At 73.6% G+C, this 16,725-nt stretch carries 11 protein-coding genes and 1 pseudogene; 9 read left to right on the forward strand and 3 right to left on the reverse strand.

Annotated elements, in window-relative coordinates:
- The 5 genes and pseudogenes from E6R18_RS29785 to E6R18_RS29805 form a co-directional block, all read left to right on the forward strand.
- A pseudogene (locus E6R18_RS29785) lies at positions 1-2,024 on the forward strand (hypothetical protein); the annotation flags it as partial.
- Between the two features lie 123 nt (positions 2,025-2,147).
- Positions 2,148-3,815 (forward strand): serine/threonine-protein kinase, encoded by a 1,668-nt coding sequence (locus E6R18_RS29790; RefSeq protein ID WP_206308462.1) that lies wholly within the window; start codon positions 2,148-2,150, stop codon positions 3,813-3,815.
- A 133-nt stretch (positions 3,816-3,948) separates the two neighbouring features.
- Complete coding sequence (locus E6R18_RS29795) at positions 3,949-5,577, forward strand: succinic semialdehyde dehydrogenase (protein ID WP_136319990.1); 1,629 nt, start codon at positions 3,949-3,951, stop codon at positions 5,575-5,577.
- A 90-nt stretch (positions 5,578-5,667) separates the two neighbouring features.
- Positions 5,668-7,575 (forward strand): GMC family oxidoreductase, encoded by a 1,908-nt coding sequence (locus E6R18_RS29800; protein WP_136319991.1) that lies wholly within the window; start codon positions 5,668-5,670, stop codon positions 7,573-7,575.
- Positions 7,576-7,878: 303 nt separating this feature from the next.
- On the forward strand, positions 7,879-9,615 hold the full coding sequence (locus E6R18_RS29805) for a peptidase (protein WP_136319992.1): 1,737 nt from the start codon (positions 7,879-7,881) through the stop codon (positions 9,613-9,615).
- Positions 9,616-9,925: 310 nt separating this feature from the next.
- Here the strand turns inward: E6R18_RS29805 and E6R18_RS29810 are convergent, their stop codons facing one another.
- The gene (locus tag E6R18_RS29810; protein ID WP_136319993.1) at positions 9,926-10,216 is read right to left on the reverse strand and encodes a chorismate mutase; all 291 of its coding nucleotides are present in this window, start codon (positions 10,214-10,216) and stop codon (positions 9,926-9,928) included.
- Positions 10,217-10,544: 328 nt separating this feature from the next.
- On the opposite strand from E6R18_RS29810, the gene guaA reads away from it, so the two are divergent.
- The 4 genes from guaA (at position 10,545) to E6R18_RS29830 (ending at position 15,119) form a co-directional block, all read left to right on the forward strand.
- Entirely contained in the window at positions 10,545-12,131 is a 1,587-nt protein-coding gene (gene guaA, locus E6R18_RS29815) for a glutamine-hydrolyzing GMP synthase (protein ID WP_136319994.1), read from the forward strand.
- A 158-nt stretch (positions 12,132-12,289) separates the two neighbouring features.
- The gene (locus tag E6R18_RS29820; protein ID WP_136319995.1) at positions 12,290-13,060 is read left to right on the forward strand and encodes a class II aldolase/adducin family protein; all 771 of its coding nucleotides are present in this window, start codon (positions 12,290-12,292) and stop codon (positions 13,058-13,060) included.
- A gap of 126 nt (positions 13,061-13,186) precedes the next feature.
- Positions 13,187-14,452, forward strand: a complete 1,266-nt coding sequence (locus tag E6R18_RS29825) for a hypothetical protein (protein ID WP_168712476.1) — start codon at positions 13,187-13,189, stop codon at positions 14,450-14,452.
- Between the two features lie 157 nt (positions 14,453-14,609).
- On the forward strand, positions 14,610-15,119 hold the full coding sequence (locus tag E6R18_RS29830; protein WP_136319996.1) for a DoxX family protein: 510 nt from the start codon (positions 14,610-14,612) through the stop codon (positions 15,117-15,119).
- Here the strand turns inward: E6R18_RS29830 and E6R18_RS29835 are convergent.
- Entirely contained in the window at positions 15,026-15,289 is a 264-nt protein-coding gene (locus E6R18_RS29835) for a hypothetical protein (RefSeq protein ID WP_136319997.1), read from the reverse strand. The two genes, E6R18_RS29830 and E6R18_RS29835, sit on opposite strands and share 94 nt — an antisense overlap.
- Positions 15,276-16,601 (reverse strand): PspC domain-containing protein, encoded by a 1,326-nt coding sequence (locus tag E6R18_RS29840; protein WP_136319998.1) that lies wholly within the window; start codon positions 16,599-16,601, stop codon positions 15,276-15,278. The genes E6R18_RS29835 and E6R18_RS29840 overlap by 14 nt, the downstream gene beginning before the upstream one ends.
- Positions 16,602-16,725: the final 124 nt, after the last annotated feature.

Consider the following 16,725-nt stretch of genomic DNA (forward strand, 5'->3'; position numbering starts at 1 on the left):
CCGGGGCCATCGCCGCGTACCGGGCCGGCGCCCGCGCCGCGCCCCCCGCGCCGGCACCGCGCTCCGCGCCGCCCGGCTGGGGGAGTGCGGGGCGGGCGTTCGTGCGGTGGTCCTCCTCGCTGACGCGGGCGGCTGCGGCGCGGGACGCCTGGCCGGTGGGCCCGCAGGCGCCCGGTGTGGGCGAGTCGCGTGGTGCTGAGTCCGATGCCTGGCCGGTGGGCCCGCAGGCGGACGGCGTGGGCGAGTCGCGCGGCGTCGCACCCGCGCCCGACGACCGTCCCGACCCCGACCCCCGGGGCCCGCAGGCGCACGGCGTGGGCCAGTCACATGGTGCCGAGTCCGCGGCGCGCCCCCGCCCCGTGCTCCCGCAGTTGCCCGGGGGCTGGGTGCGCGGGACCGAGGCGTCGGAGCGGGGTGACGACTCGCTGCCGTACGGCCCCTACGCGTACGACGACGAGGACGAGGACGACGAGGAGGACGACGGCGGGCCGCCGCCCCGGCGGTTGCACCTGACCGGGTCCTGGGACGACGGGCCCGGCTCCGGGCGGCCCGTGCCCGCCGGCGGGTCCGGTGAGGACGCGCTGCGGGCCGATGCCGCCCGGCGGGCCGCCGCGCCCGAGCTGCCCCCGGCGGCCGGGTCCGGGGCCGGCCGCTGGGACGACGTCGTCGCCCCGAGCCAGGACAGCTCCGCCTACCGGGGCCCCGCCACCGCACTCGCCGCCGAACGGGCGCGGCAGGCGCGGATCGCCGTCGTGGGCGCGGTCACCGAGCGCTGGGCGCCCGAGCAGGCCGGGCCCGTCCACGGGAACTGGCAGCTGGCCCCGCCCATCGGCCCCGCCACCGACCTGTGGGCCCTGGGCGCGCTGCTCTACCGGGCCGTCCAGGGGCACGCCCCCTATCCCGAGGACAGTGCCCCCGAGCTCGTCCAGATGGTCTGCGGCGAACCGCCCGCCTTCGCCGAGGAGTGCGGCCCGCTGCGCCCGGTCGTCGAGTCGCTGCTGCGCCAGGACCCGACCGAGCGGCCCGACGTGGAGGAGCTGAGCGGCTGGCTGCGCTCCCTCGTACGGTCGGCGCCTGAACCGGAGGCCGGGCTCGACGTCGTGACGCTGCCCGCCGAGGACACCACGCGGCTGCCCGTCGTACGCCGTCGCGGCGAGCTCGTGCGCAAGCGGCGCGCCCGCCGCGGCGGGGCGGCGCACGGCCGGCACCGCCACACCGGGGAGGGAGCGGACCGCACGGTCGGCACGTACCACGAGCCGCGGCTGAAGGCGCCCCGCGAGCCCAAGGGCCCCAAGGCGCTGCGCACTCCGGCCGCCGGCCCACCGCGCCGGCTCGGCCGGGTGCTGCTCGTCGCGATCCTGCTGGCGCTCGTCGCGGTGATCGCGTACGCGGTGATGTTCATGCCCAAGTCCGACGCGGACAAGGGGACCGGCGCCGCGCCCGCCCCCACCGCCTCCGCACCGCCCGGTTCCGCGACGCCCGACCCCGAGCCGACCGGGGCGAAGGAGCCGTCACCGGCCAAGTCCTCGGGGGCGCAGCAGCCGCAGACCAGCCGCTCCGCCGCCGCCCTCGCACCCGGCTACACGCTGCGCAAGGACGCCGAGGGCTTCGAGGTCGGCGTACCCAAGGGCTGGCAGCGCAGCCCGGCCAACGCCGAGCGCCAGGTGCACTACGGAAGCGACGGATTCACCTTGATCGTCGTCCCCGGCCGCGACACCGCCAAGGCCAACGGCAGCGACCCGCTTGACTACCAGCGGGACAAGGAGCCGGAGTTGAAGCCGTTCCGCGACTCCACCTGGTCGTCGGCGAGCGGCCTGCGCCGTACCGACGTCGGCCGACAGGCCATGGCTGAGGGGCAGTTCACCTGGCAGGACGGCAACGGCCGCGAGGTGTACGTGCGCAACCTCGTGATGCTCGTCGCCGGCCGCTACCACGTCCTCCAGGTCATCGGCCCGGAGGACCAGCGCGACCGGGTCACCGAGATCTACCAACAGGCCAGTGTCTCCTACCACGTGACGGGCTGACGACCCGGGTCGCCGCCGCCGGGAGGCAAGCATCACAGTGCGGTCTCGTGGGCGATGCGAGGTTCCGTGGCCCCGCGCCCCCTCCGTAACCTGTCTTCCGAAGCAACGGGGGCGGGGACACACGTGGATGGATCGCAGGGCACGGAGGCGGGACTGCTGCTGGCCGGGAGGTACCGGCTGGGCGACGTCCTCGGGCGCGGGGGCATGGGCAAGGTGTGGCGGGCCCACGACGAGGTGCTGCACCGCACCGTGGCCGTCAAGGAGCTGACCGCCGGGCACTACGCCACCGACGCGGACCGGCTCGTTTTGCACGCCAGGACCCAGAAGGAGGCCCGCGCGGCGGCCCGCATCACCCACCCCGGTGTCGTCACCGTCCACGACGTCGTGGAGTACGACAACCGGCCGTGGATCGTCATGCAGTACGTCGACGGCCCGTCGCTCGCCGACCGGGCGAAGGAGTCCGGCGAGATCGAGGCGCGCGAGGCCGCCAGGATCGGGCTGCACGTGCTGGGCGCGCTGCGCGCCGCGCACGAGGCCGGGGTGCTGCACCGCGACGTGAAGCCGGGCAACGTGCTGCTCGCCCGGGACGGCCGGGTCCTGCTCACCGACTTCGGGATCGCCGCGATCGAGGGCGACTCCACCATCACCAGGACCGGTGAACTCGTCGGCTCCATCGACTACCTGGCGCCCGAGCGGGTACGCGGCGGCGACCCCGGCCCGGCGTCCGACCTGTGGTCGCTGGGCGCCACGCTGTACACGGCGGTCGAGGGGCGCTCGCCGTTCCGCCGGACCTCCCCGATATCGACCATGCAGGCCGTCGTCACCGAGGAGCCGCCGCCGCCCGCCAGGGCCGGGGCGCTCGCCCCCGTCATCACCGCGCTGCTGCGCAAGGAGCCCGCGGACCGGCCGTCGGCTGCGGACACCGAGCGGATGCTGCTCGAGGCCATGGAGGGCCGCACGCCCCGGGCCGCCCACGCCTTCGTCCCGACCCAGCAGGTCTCCGAGGAAGCGCTGCGCACGCTCGGCCCGGAGGCGATACCCGGCGGCACGGCCCAGCTGCCCCACCCCGTGCCCGTGGCGCCCCCCGGGCCCGCCCCGGTGACCCGCCGCAGCCGGGGCCGGTGGCGCACGACCGTCCTGGTCATCGCCCTGGCCGCACTGCTCGGCGGCGGCGCGGGGATCGCCGCCATGATGTACGCACACCGCACGGAGGCCGCAGGCACCACGGACGGTGGCACGGCCTCCCACGGCGCCCGCACCCCGGGGCCGGCCACCCCGAAGCCCGCGCCCACACCGACCCCCACGGGCTCGCCCACGACGGACACGGCGACGCAGAACGTGCCGGACGGCTGGCGGCGCGTGGAGGACCCCGCCGGATTCAGCGTCTTCATGCCGGAGGGCTGGGAGCGCCGGGTGGAGAAGACCAACATCGACTACACGCCCGACGGCGGCGTGCACTACTTCCGGGTCAGCGTCGACCCGGCCCCCGACTTCGACAACTCCTACGACCACATGATGGAGCTGGAGAAGACGCTCAGCACCCGCCTGCCGGAGTACCAGCGGCTGGAGCTGAACACCAACCTCTACCGCGACCACCCCGGTTCCATCTGGGAGTTCACCTGGACGGAGAAGAACGGCGAGGCGCGGCACGCCATCGACCAGATGTACTTCGCCGAGGAGGGCGGTCCGGAGTACGCGCTCTACATGACGGGCCCGGCGGACGACTGGGACGACACCCGGGACCGGTTCAACACGATGCTGCGCAGCTGGCGCGCGCCGGCCGAGCAATAGCCCCTGATCAGGGCTTATGTCGCCAGTGATCGCTGGCTGAGTCGGCGGGCGGGTGGCGGGACTCCGGGAGAGACGGTGAAAAGCTGTTACCCACGGGTACCCAAAGCCTTCCGGCCGACGTACTCTCGGCCTCATGACGGACTCGCAGGCCCTCACGTCCACCTCCGCCGCCGCTGTCGGCACCAACCCCGTGGCCGCCGCGCCCGCGGGCGTGCGCACGGCCGCCGATGTCGTGACGCCCGAGGTGATCGCCCAGCTGACGCGCGGCGTCGTCGGCTCCGGCCGCACCGCCAACCACACGCCCTTCACCGGTGAGAAGCTGGCCGACCTGCCGCAGTCCACCCCCGAGGACGTGGCGACCGCGTTCGAGCGGGCCCGCGCCGCCCAGCCCGTCTGGGCCGCCCTGCCGGTCCGGGAGCGGGCCGCGGTGCTCCTGCGCTTCCACGACCTCGTCATCGGCCGCCAGTCCGAGGTCCTCGACCTCATCCAGCTGGAGACCGGCAAGGCCCGGCTGCACGCCCACGAGGAGGTGCAGGCGGTCGCCGTCGCCGCCCGGCACTACGGCCGCAAGGCCGCCGCCTACCTGAAGCCGAAGCGGCACACCGGTGTCGTACCGGCGCTCACCAAGGTCACCGAGCTGCGCCAGCCGCGCGGTGTCGTCGGCCAGATCGCCCCGTGGAACTACCCCTTCGAGCTGTCCGTCGGCGACGCGCTGCCCGCCTTCGTCTCCGGCAACGCCGTGGTGATGAAGCCCGACACCGAGACCGCGCTGACCGCCCTGTGGGCCCGCGACCTCCTGATCGAGGCGGGGCTCCCGGCCGAGGTGTTCCAGGTCGTCCTGGGGGAGGGCCCGGTCGTCGGCCCCGAGGTCGTCAAGCACGCCGACTACGTCTCCTTCACCGGTTCCACCCGCACCGGCCGCGAGGTCGCCCAGGGCGCGGCGGCCCGGCTCGTCGGCGTCTCGCTGGAGCTCGGCGGCAAGAACGCCATGCTGGTCCTGGAGGACGCCGACGTGGAGAAGGCCGCCGCCGGCGCCGTCCGCGCCTGCTTCTCCTCGGCCGGCCAGCTCTGCATCTCCATCGAGCGGCTGTACGTCCACGAGTCCGTCGCCGACGCCTTCGTGGAGCGGTTCGCCGCCCGTACGAAGGCGATGCGGCTCGGCAACTCGCTCGCGTACGGCGCCGACATGGGCTCGCTGGTGGGCGAACGCCAACTGGAGACCGTCAGCCGGCATGTCGCCGAGGCCGTCGAGAAGGGCGCCAAGCTGGTGGCCGGCGGGGTCGCCCGCCCCGACATCGGCCCCCTCTTCTACGAGCCGACGATCCTGGACGGCGTCGAGGCCCCGATGGCCGTCTGCACCGAGGAGACCTTCGGGCCGGTCGTCTCGATCTACCACTTCCGCGACGAGGACGAGGTCGTGGAGCTGGCCAACGCCACCCCGTACGGCCTCAATTCGAGCGTCTGGACCAAGGACGGCCGGCGCGGCCACCGCGTCGCCGCCCGGCTGCGCACCGGCACCGTCAACATCAACGAGGGGTACGCCCCCGCGTACGGCAGCGTGCAGTCCCCGATGGGCGGCATGAAGGACTCCGGTCTCGGCCGCCGCCACGGCTCCGAGGGCATCCTCAAGTACACCGAGGCCCAGACCGTCGCCCAGCAGCGGCTGATCCCGCTCGCCCCGTCCTTCGGGATGGACGACGAGAAGTACGCGGCGTTCATGAGCCGCAGCCTGAAGGCGATGAAGGCGTTCCGCCTGCGCTGAACCCCGCTCGGGCAGGGGTGGGCGTTCCGCCCGAGCCGAACCCCCACCCCTGCCCGCACCACTTCTGTCCTTTCCGTACCGAGGAGTGCCATGTCCCAGGACAGCCATGCCCAGAATCAGGACCGGCCGGCCGGTGCGGCCGACGACGACGCCGCGTACGACTACGACGTGCTCGTCGTCGGCTCGGGCTTCGGCGGTGCGGTCTCGGCGCTGCGGCTGAGCGAGAAGGGGTACCGGGTCGGCGTCCTGGAGGCGGGCCGCCGCTTCACCCCGGGCACCCTCCCCAAGAACTCCTGGGACCTGAAGAACTACCTCTGGGCGCCCGCCCTCGGCCTCTTCGGCATCCAGCGCGTCCACTTGCTCGGCAAGGTGATGGTGCTGGCCGGCGCCGGGGTCGGCGGCGGCTCGCTCAACTACGCCAACACGCTGTACGTGCCCCCGGCCCCGTTCTTCGAGGACCGGCAGTGGGCGCACATCACCGACTGGCAGGACGAGCTGAAGCCGTACTACGACCAGGCCAAGCGGATGCTCGGGGTCCGGCTCAACCCGACGACGACCCCGTCCGACGTCCACCTCAAGGCGGCCGCCGAGGCCATGGGGGTCGGTGACACCTTCCACCTCGCCCCGGTCGGCGTCTTCTTCGGTGACGGCGAGGACGCGGACGGGACGGTGCGGGCCAGGCCCGGCGGCACGGTCGCCGACCCCTACTTCGGCGGCGCGGGCCCGGCGCGCAAGGCGTGCACCGAGTGCGGCGAGTGCATGACGGGCTGCCGCCACGGCGCGAAGAACACCCTCAACGAGAACTACCTCCACCTCGCCGAGAAGGCCGGCGCGGTCATCCACCCCATGACCTCCGTCGTCGGCGTCACCGACCACCCCGAGGGCGGCTACCGCGTCTCCACCGTGCCCACCGACCGCCGGAAGAAGGCCGCGCCGACCGTGCTGCGCGCCCGCAAGGTGGTCGTCGCGGCGGGCACGTACGGCACCCAGACCCTGCTGCACACGATGAAGGACAAGGGACTGCTGCCCCGGCTCTCCGCCCGGCTCGGCGAGCTGACCCGGACCAACTCCGAGGGGCTCGTCGGCGCGCAGACCTCCGACCGCCGCTACCGCAAGAAGCACGGTACGAAGCCCGACTTCACCAAGGGTGTCGCCATCACCTCGTCCATCCACCCCGACGAGAACACCCACATCGAACCCGTCCGCTACGGCAAGGGCTCCAACGCCATGGGCGGCATGACCATCCTCCAGGTCCCCTTCAGCACCCACCGGGTCCTCGCCTGGTTCGGGAACCTGGCCAAGCACCCCACGCTCGCCGTGCGCTCGCTCTCCAACCGGCGCTGGTCGGAGCGGGTCATCATCGGCCTCGTCATGCAGTCGCTCGACAACTCCCTGACCGCCTACCGCAAGCCGCGAGGCATAGGCAAGGGCCTGCTCACCGCACGCCAGGGCCACGGCGCGCCCAACCCGACGCAGATCGCCGAGGCGACCCAGAGCGCGTCGCTGCTCGCCGACGAGATCAACGGCTTCCCCGGTTCCAACATCGGCGAGCTGATGGGCACCCCGCTCACCGCCCACTTCCTCGGCGGCTGCCCGATCGGCGCCAGTGCCGACGAGGGGGTCATCGACCCGTACCACCGGCTCTTCGGGCACCCGGGCATCTCGGTGGTCGACGGCTCGGCGGTCTCCGCCAACCTCGGCGTCAACCCCTCGCTGACGATCACCGCGCAGGCGGAACGCGCCATGTCCTTCTGGCCCAACAAGGGCGAGCGCGACCCGCGCCCGGCACAGGGCGAGGCGTACGAGCGGCTGGCGGCCGTGGAGCCGCAGGCACCGGCCGTCCCGAAGGAGGCGTTCGGCGCGCTGCGGCTGCCGTTCCTGGGGATGCCTGCGGTGCCGCCGAAGAAGGCGGCCGAGAAGACGGAGGCGGCCGAGAAGACGGAGGCGGCCGAGATGACGGAGGCGGCCGAGAAGGCGGAGGCGGCCGAGAAGGCGTAGGGCGTAAAGGGCCGCAAGGGCCCAGGACAGCAGAAGGGGCTGCACCCCCCTCCAAGTGCAGCCCCTCACGCTGTAACCGGTCCGTCGCACAACAACCGACAACCGGTGTTCCGCATGCATGACCTGCCGGACGCCCCGATGGTTGTCCCCGCACTGATGAAATCTTTATGTGAGCTGGATCACTCCGGTTGGCGTACCCGATCCGTGATCTGATCCCGCGCAACTTTTCCCGTCCGCCCCAGGTCGTACCCATGTCGCTGCCGCAGCGGTCACACAGCTCCCGACGACCCCAGAGGGCCCGAGATGAGAAGCACGACCCCGAGAGCCGCGTTCCGCCGCATCGCAGGCGTGGTCGCCTCGGCCGGCCTGCTGGCCGCCGGCACGCTCGCGCTGGGCGGACCGGCCCGGGCGGCCGTTCCCGAGTTCACGCTCGGTGGCCCCGCCGACACGGCCCTGCACCCGTATCCGGCCACGGGCACCCCGCAGAAGGCGGCCCTGGGCATCACGGTCACCAACCCGTCCGAGGACGAGGAGAACGGCGTCTTCGACGGTGAGTACACCGTCCGCTTCGACTTCGGCGGGCTCGCCGGCGTCGCGGACGTCTCCTTCGGCGAGGACGGCAGCCTGGACTGCGAGCGGACCGGGACGACCGCCGTCTGCCACGACTACGGGATCCGGCCCGGCCTGAGCACCCTCGCCGAACTCGGCCTCAGCGCTGCCGAGGGCGGCAAGGACGGCGACACCGGCACCATCGCGGTCACGGCGGAGGCGGAGGGAGCCACCTTCCGGGCGTTCACCGCGCGCGTCACCGTCGGCGGGCCCGACCTCTCGATGAAGCGGCTGCCGTTCAGGACGGAGCTGAAGCCGGGGGACAGCCAGCCGGTGCCCATCACCTTCACCAACAACGGCACCCGCGCCGCCGACGGCGTCCTGCTCACCCTGCGCAACACCCGGGGCATGGAGTTCACCGAGCGGTACCAGAACTGCGAGTACGGCGAGGACGAGGCGGGCATGGGCAGCCCCGGCGCCTGGACCACCGCCCTGTGCGCCTTCCCGGGCAGCTACGAGCCCGGCGCCACCTACACGCTCGCCGAGCCGCCGGTGATCCGGGCCACGGAGCGCGCGTTCCACGACTCGTTCCTCTACCGCATCGCCGAGGACGGCAGCGACGCCCGCGCGGCGCTGCGGGACGGTGCCCGGTTCAGCCCCGGCAAGGGCGCCGCGCTCGCCCTGCGCAGGAGCCCTGCGGTCCGCTCGGCCGACCTGAACCCCGGCGACAACCAGCAGGACGTCGACTTCCGTACGGCCAACAGCGCCGACTTCGCGGCCTACGGCGACGAGGCCGGGGGCGCGGCGGGTGACACGGTCGACGTGACCGTCGGCTTCCGCAACAAGGGGCCCGCCTGGGTCGGGTACATCCGCTCCGGCGAGGACGTCGCCACCGTCGACTTCACCGTGCCCGACGGCACCTATGTCGTCACCAAGCCGGACGTCTGCCGGGGCGTGACCAAGGACGGCGACTACCGCGAGGACCAGAAGAAGGCCCCGCGCTACTTCTGCTCCACGCCCATGTCCGTACGCGAGGACGCCGACTTCGCCCTGCCCTTCCGGCTGAAGATCGTCACCGTGGAGGCAGGGGCGACCGGCGCGGTCGTCGTCCGCAACACCCACCTCCAGGCCCCCGCGCTGCCCTTCGACCCCGAGCCCGCCAACAACAGGGCGTCCCTGGTGCTCAACGCCGAGGGCTCCGGCGCCACGACGGGCGGCTCCGGCTCCGGCGGCTCGGCCTCGGGCTCCGGGGGCACCGGCGCCACGACCGGTTCCGGCGCGGGCGGCTCGTCCTCGGCGGGCACGACGGGTGCGGCGGGAACGACGGGCACGACCGGCACGACCGGCACGACCGGCTCCGGTTCCGGCGACACCGGCGGAGCGCTCGCCGCCACCGGGACCGTCGCGCTCGCGGCGTCCGGCGCGGCCCTCGCCGCACTGCTCGCGGGCGGCGTCCTGTTCACGGCCTCCCGCCACCGCGCGACGCGCTGACACAGCGCAGAGAAACGGCCGGCCCCGGGCGTCCCCGGAGCCGGCCGTTCCTGGAGAAACCAACGGTCCCTCCGAGTGACCGGGCTGCTGTCCCCTGCCGACCGGTCACGCACGCCGGTGCGCGGTCCCACGGCGTACACGCGGTACGCCACACGCCCCGGCGGAGCCACGCGTGGTTTCCATCGAGAGCCGCCCCTGGCTGGCACGGACACCGGGACCAACGAAGCCGCGCCGGGCCCGGTCACGCGCCGTACGGGTGAGACTCCGCCCGAACTGGGATACGCCCCTACAGCCCCCGGGGGGCGCCGGGTCAGACCCGGCCCCGGCACAGCTCCAGCAGCGTCATCGCCAGCGAGGTGCCCGGCCTGCCCAGCGCGTCGCGGTAGCGGGCCAGGATCTCCATCTCGCGGGACAGGTTGACCCGGCGGCCGCCCGAGGTCATCCGGGCCTCCTGGATCACCGAGGACACGGCCATCCGTTCCTGGACGAGCCCGATGATCCGGTCGTCCAGGGAGTCGATGCGGGTGCGGGCGTCGCCGATCAGGGACGCGGCCTCCTCGGTGCGGGCGCCGGTCGCCTCGGTGACGGTCTTGCTGCTCATGATGGGTCTCCCGGTGAGTGAGGTGCGGCTCCCCGGGGGCGACGGGCCCGGAACGCCAGAACGCCCCGGGCCTGTCGGCCCGGGGCGCCTGGAACGTTGCTCGTCAGTTGCTCAAGCAGCACGACCATGGCAGCCGGCGGGCCGGATGCCATAGGTAAAGACGAAGGTCGTGTGCTGACGCATGGGGACAGTATGGGCCCATCCCCGCCGCCGGCCCATCCCGGGCCCGGATGGTGAGACGCAGGCCGCCCGCCGGACGGCGAGGGAAACTTCCGGCCGCCGGTAGAATTGGAGGACCGACCCCTCTCCACCGCCGGAAGGCCGCCCCGTGCCAGCAGCACCCCCCGCCGCCCCCGACACCACCACCGACGTGGTTCTCGTTGTCGACTTCGGCGCGCAGTACGCCCAGCTCATCGCCCGACGCGTCCGTGAGGCCCGGGTCTACAGCGAGATCGTCCCGTCCACGATGCCGGTGGCCGAGATGCTGGCCAAGAACCCCCGGGCGATCATCCTGTCCGGCGGGCCCTCCTCGGTGTACGCCGAGGGCGCGCCCTCGCTGGACCGTGCGCTGTTCGAGGCCGGGGTCCCCGTCTTCGGCATGTGCTACGGCTTCCAGCTGATGGCGACCACGCTCGGCGGCACCGTCGACGACAACGGCGCCCGCGAGTACGGCCGCACCCCGCTCGCCGTCTCCAAGTCCGGCTCCACCCTCTTCGAGGGCACCCCGGCCGAGCAGTCGGTGTGGATGTCGCACGGCGACGCCTGCTCCGCCGCCCCCGAGGGCTTCACCGTCACCGCGTCCACGGACGTCGTCCCGGTCGCCGCCTTCGAGAACGACGAGAAGAAGCTCTACGGCGTCCAGTACCACCCCGAGGTCATGCACTCCACGCACGGCCAGCAGGTCCTGGAGCACTTCCTGTACCGGGGCGCGGGCATCGAGCCGGCCTGGACCACGGGCAACGTGATCGAGGAGCAGGTCGCCGCGATCCGCGCGCAGGTCGGGGACAAGCGCGCCATCTGCGGGCTGTCCGGCGGCGTGGACTCCGCCGTCGCCGCCGCACTCGTGCAGAAGGCCATCGGCTCCCAGCTCACCTGCGTCTACGTCGACCACGGCCTGATGCGCAAGGACGAGACCGAGCAGGTCGAGAAGGACTTCGTCGCCGCGACCGGCGCGAAGCTGAAGGTCGTCGACGCGGAGAAGCGCTTCCTCGACGCCCTGGCCGGCGTGTCCGACCCGGAGCAGAAGCGGAAGATCATCGGCCGCGAGTTCATCCGCGTCTTCGAGCAGGCCCAGCTGGAGATCCTCCAGGAGGAGGGCCCCGAGGTCGCCTTCCTCGTGCAGGGCACGCTCTACCCGGACGTCGTGGAGTCCGGCGGCGGCACCGGCACCGCCAACATCAAGTCCCACCACAACGTGGGCGGCCTCCCCGAGGACATCGAGTTCGAGCTCGTCGAGCCGTTGCGCCAGCTGTTCAAGGACGAGGTCCGGATGGTCGGCCAGGAGCTCGGCCTGCCCGAGGAGATCGTGCAGCGCCAGCCCTTCCCGGGCCCCGGCCTCGGCATCCGCATCGTCGGCGAGGTCACCAAGGAGCGGCTCGACCTGCTGCGCGATGCCGACGCCATCGCCCGCGAGGAGCTGACCAAGGCCGGCCTGGACCGCGACATCTGGCAGTGCCCGGTGGTCCTGCTCGCGGACGTCCGCAGCGTCGGCGTCCAGGGCGACGGCCGCACCTACGGCCACCCGATCGTGCTGCGCCCGGTCTCCTCCGAGGACGCCATGACCGCCGACTGGTCGCGGCTGCCCTACGAGACCCTCGCCAAGATCTCCACCCGCATCACCAACGAGGTCGCCGACGTCAACCGCGTGGTGCTCGACGTGACGAGCAAGCCGCCGGGGACGATCGAGTGGGAGTGACCTCCCCCGCAGTACGCGACTGATGCCGCCGCCCGGCGTTCCGGGCGGCGGCATCGTCGTATCCGCCCGGCCCGAATCGGTACGTGATCGCTCTGGCCACCTGGGGTGACCGGCGGTAGCTTCCGAGCGAATGCCCTGGGAGCCCCCGAGGAGTCGCCATGCCCGAGCCCACGCCCCTGCCCGTCGAGCAGCTGCACTTCGCGATGCCGCCCGTCCACCAGTCGCCCGACGAGGAACGCGCCCACCGCAAGGAGCGGCTGGCCGGCGCGCTGCGGCTGTTCGGTTCGTACGGCTACGAGGACGGCGTCTCCGGCCACATCACCGCGCGCGACCCGGAGTTCACCTCCTGCTTCTGGGTCAACCCGTTCGGCGTCCCGTTCGACGAGGTGCGCCCCGACGACCTGGTCCTGGTCAACGGCGAGGGCCAGGTCCTCCAGGGACGCCACCACGTCAACCAGGCGGCCTTCACCGTCCACGCCCAGGTCCACCTGGCCCGCCCGGACGTCGTCGCGGTCGCCCACACCCACTCCGAGCACGGCGGCGCACTGGCCGCGCTGGGCGAGCTGATCGACCCCCTCACCCAGGAGTCCTGCGCCTTCTACGAGGACCACGCCCTGTACGACGCGTACACCGGGGTCGTGGTGGACGAGGAGGAGGGGCGCCGGATCGCCGCCGCGCTCGGGGGCCGCAAGGCGGTCATCCTGCGCAACCACGGGCTGCTGACCGTGGGCGACTCGGTGGACGCGGCGGCCTGGTGGTTCCTCGCCCTGGAGCGGTCCTGCCGGATCCAGCTGGCCGCGCGGGCGGCCGGAAAGCCCGTGCTGATCGAACACCGGGACGCGGTCGCCACCCGCGAACAGCTCGGCAGCGATCTCGTCGCCTGGATCAACTACCAGCCGCTCTGGCGCCGCATCTCTCGAACATTCTGACGAAGTCGCCCGCCCGGTGTGCCCCGATGCGGCAACCACCCGTCCCGTACGGCACAATTCGCAGCAATCACCGCCGAGTTGATCAGTCGAGGGCGGTACCAGGGGCAGGAAAGGGCGGCGTTCTCCGTGGCGTTGGACGAGGCACGACAGGGCGTGCACGGCGGAGGCTGCACGTGCGGCGACTGCCCGCACGGGGCGCGCCAGGGGCACCGGCGCGCGGTGGCCGCCTTCCTGGTCAAGCGGGACGAGTTCGCCGCCGGACAGGGGCTGCCGGCCGGGGTCGCCCAGTCCGCGTCCGCGGCCCGGCAGTGGATCTCCGACGAACTCACCGAGTCCGCGCGGGCCGTCGCCGACCGGGGCCGGGAGGCCGGGGACGCCTGGCTGTACCGGGTGTGGCAGCGCACCCTGGTCATCGTCTGGGGCGCCCTCGCCGTGCTGGCCATCGCCGAGGCCGCCACCGCGATCGGCGCGGGCTGGAGCCACGCCCGTACCGCCGGACTGGTCGCGGGGTTCGTCACCGCCGGGCTGCTGACCGGCGCCGCCCACGTCCACCGGGCGCGCGGCGGCCTCCTCGCGCCGCTGATCGGCGAGGACAACCGGCTCTCCACCTCCCGCACGGTCGCCGCGTCCTGGGTGCTGCTCGCCGTCTTCTCCGTGCTCGTCCTCGCCCTCCAGCTGGCCGCCGCCTCCGACCACGCGCGGCGCGACGAGCTGATCGACGGCCTGGACCTGGCGCGCGGCGCCGGGGTGGTGTCCGTGCTGGCGCTGGTGTGCGCCGTCGCGGTGGCCGTCCGCCGGGTGGTGAGCGTACGGGTGCTGTCCGGGCGGCTCCAGAAGCTGCGGGCCGACCGGCCGCGCGCGGCGGACCTGCTCACCGACGACTCGGGGCGCGGCGGCTTCACGGACGTGCAGTACGTGCTGGTGTCCACCGTCGCCGTGGTGTTCGCCGCGGTCCGGCTGGCCCGCCGACCCGAGCAGCTGCCCGACCTGCCGTGGGGGCTCGCCCTGCTGGTGGCCGTCTCGGCGGCCGTCTACTTCACCGGCAAGTACGGCGAGGGCGGCCGGCCCGTCGTGCTGTCCGTGGTCCGGTCCCGGGAGGCGGGCGACCTGGACGCGCCGATCCGGACCGGCGACGACATCGAGATCCGGGGCGCGGGGTTCGTGCCGCCCGGCGCCGGGTCCCCGGACCGGCTGGCCCGCGTCGTCGTGCGGATCGGCTCCGTCCACGTCCACGTCCCGCTCATCCCGGTCACCGGCGGCTTCGCCAACCCCTCCGACACGCTGCTGACCGTGCCGGTCCCGGTGGAGGTGGAGCCGGGCGTGGTCGAGGTGCAGGTCGTGACGGCCGCGGGCACCGAGTCCAACCGCGTGGCGATCGACGTGACCGACTGACCGCGCCCGCTGTGAACCCGGCCCGCACGGGGTCCTCCCGCCGGCTTCGTACGTAAGGTCGGGTGACGGGCCGTACGGTCCGGTGGCAGCGGCCGGGTGGCCGCACGGCGCGGCGCGCACGGCACAGAGCGGTGCGGTCGCCGAAGGCGGGAGAAGCATGCACGGGTACGGCGGTAACGGGCGGGGCCTCGGCGAGGCCAGGAGCCTGCGGGACCTGGCACGGGAGCACGCCCTGCTGCCCCTGCGGATCTTCCTCGGGGTCACCTTCGTCTACGCGGCGCTCGACAAGCTCACCGACAGCGCGTTCTTCCACGCCACCGGCCCCGGGTCCATCGGCGAGCAGATGCAGGCGGTGCGCGACTCCGCCGCGATCCCCGCCCTGGTCGACCTCGCGCTGAAGGGACCGTCCGGCTTCGGGTACGCCATCGCCTTCGGCGAACTCGCCGTCGGGATCGGCACCCTGCTCGGCCTGTGGACCAGGATCGCCGCGCTCGGCGGGGCCCTGATCTCGCTGAGCCTGTGGCTGACCGTCAGCTGGCAGGTCTCCCCGTACTACCTCGGCAACGACCTCGTCTACCTCATGGCCTGGCTGCCGCTGCTGCTCGGCGGGGCCGCGTCGCTCTCCCTGGACGCCGTTCTCGCGGCGCGGCGGCGGCGGATCCGGTAGCCGATCCAGGTGACCAGGAGGGCCGTCCACAGGCCGCCGGTGAACAGCCCGATGAAGAACTGTGGCGGGGCGTCCCAGAAGCCCGCCGCGTCCCACGCGTAACCGGCGGCCAGGGCCAGCATCACCAGGCCGGCCACGGCCCGTCCGGGCCGGATCTCATGACGCGGCACGGTTGACCTCCACCTGTCCGTAGCCCACTTCCAGATCGAGTGCGATGGTGCCGCCCGGCTCGCTGCCCTCGGCCGGGGGCAGCGTCCGGCGCTCGTCCTGCGAGGCGCGGACATCCAGGTCGCCCCTGCTGTGCCCGTCCAGCACCACGATCGCGCCGACGCGGGTCTTCGCGTGCACCTCCACGGTGGCGTCCAGGGGCACGTGCACCAGGACCCGGCCCGCCCGGGCCTCCACCCGGGTCCGCACGGTCTCGCCCTTGGGCACGGCGATCCGGCTCAGGTCCAGCTCCGCCTGCCCGGAGGCGACCGCGTAACGCGGCTGCACCGCCGCCACCGACACCGGGCGCCACTGCTCGCGCACCCAGTGCGTGGGGATGTCCTTGGGCAGCACGGCGGCCCCCGCCAGCAGCCCGGCCGTGATCATCGCGAGCAGCAGCGTGCCGAAACCGGTCCGCCCGACGAAGGCGCTGACCAGCATCGCCAGACCGAACACCGCGAGCGCGGCGGCGAGCCCGATCTGCAGGCTCGTACCGAGCGGCTGGGCGTCCCAGCTCAGCCCCGTGCCCAGACCACCCGCCACCAGCGCGCCCAGGAACGCCAGGCCGCCGATGGAGCGCGGCCCCCGGACCTCCCGCGACCGGACCTCCCGCGACCGGGGCGGCGGCGGGCGGAACGGCGCGTCGGCCGTCGCCCCGCGCGGCTCCCCGTCCAGCACCGCGTTCGGCGGCCCCCACAGATAACCGACGCCCACCGGGCCCGTCGTGCCGTCCTTGACGATCGGGTCACGCCACCAGGACGGGCCCGACAGCGTGGGCGGCGCCTTCACCTCGGGCGGCGCGTCCGACACCGCCTGCGCGGCCGCCGGGTGCAGCGGGGCCTGCTGACCGGCCGTCTTGCGCGCCTGCGTCCACATGGAGAAGCCGAGAACCGCGAGCGACAGCATCGCGGAGAAGGCGAGCGTGCCGCCGTTGCCCAGCATCGACAGGAACAGACCGCAGCCGATCAGCGCGCACAGCACCGCGATCAGCGACGCCCCCTCGACGCGCCCCGACAGCAGCCGGCGCGCCTCGTTCTCGTCCTCGCCCTCCAGCGGGATCAGCAGCCAGGCGAAGCCGTAGAAGATCAGCCCGAAGCCGCCGGTCACCGAGAGCACACCGAGCACGATCCGGAAGATCACCGGATCGACCTCGCAGTACCGGCCGAGCCCGCCGCACACCCCGGCCACCAGCTTGTGCCGCGGGCTGCGGTGCAGGCGCGGTGGGGGCGGGGGAGGCGGTGCGGCGCCGGGCGCCGCGTCCTGGGGAACGGTCATGGCTCCATGGTGACGGGCCCCGCGCCCCTCCGGCACCCGCCCCGACCCTGGCCGGTCCCTGATATTGATCCGCCCGGCCCTCAGGGGTGCCGAGACCGCCGCACCCCGGGTCTCAGGGTCGAAG

Source organism: Streptomyces sp. A1277 (assembly GCF_004795015.1).
Classification (GTDB): domain Bacteria; phylum Actinomycetota; class Actinomycetes; order Streptomycetales; family Streptomycetaceae; genus Streptomyces.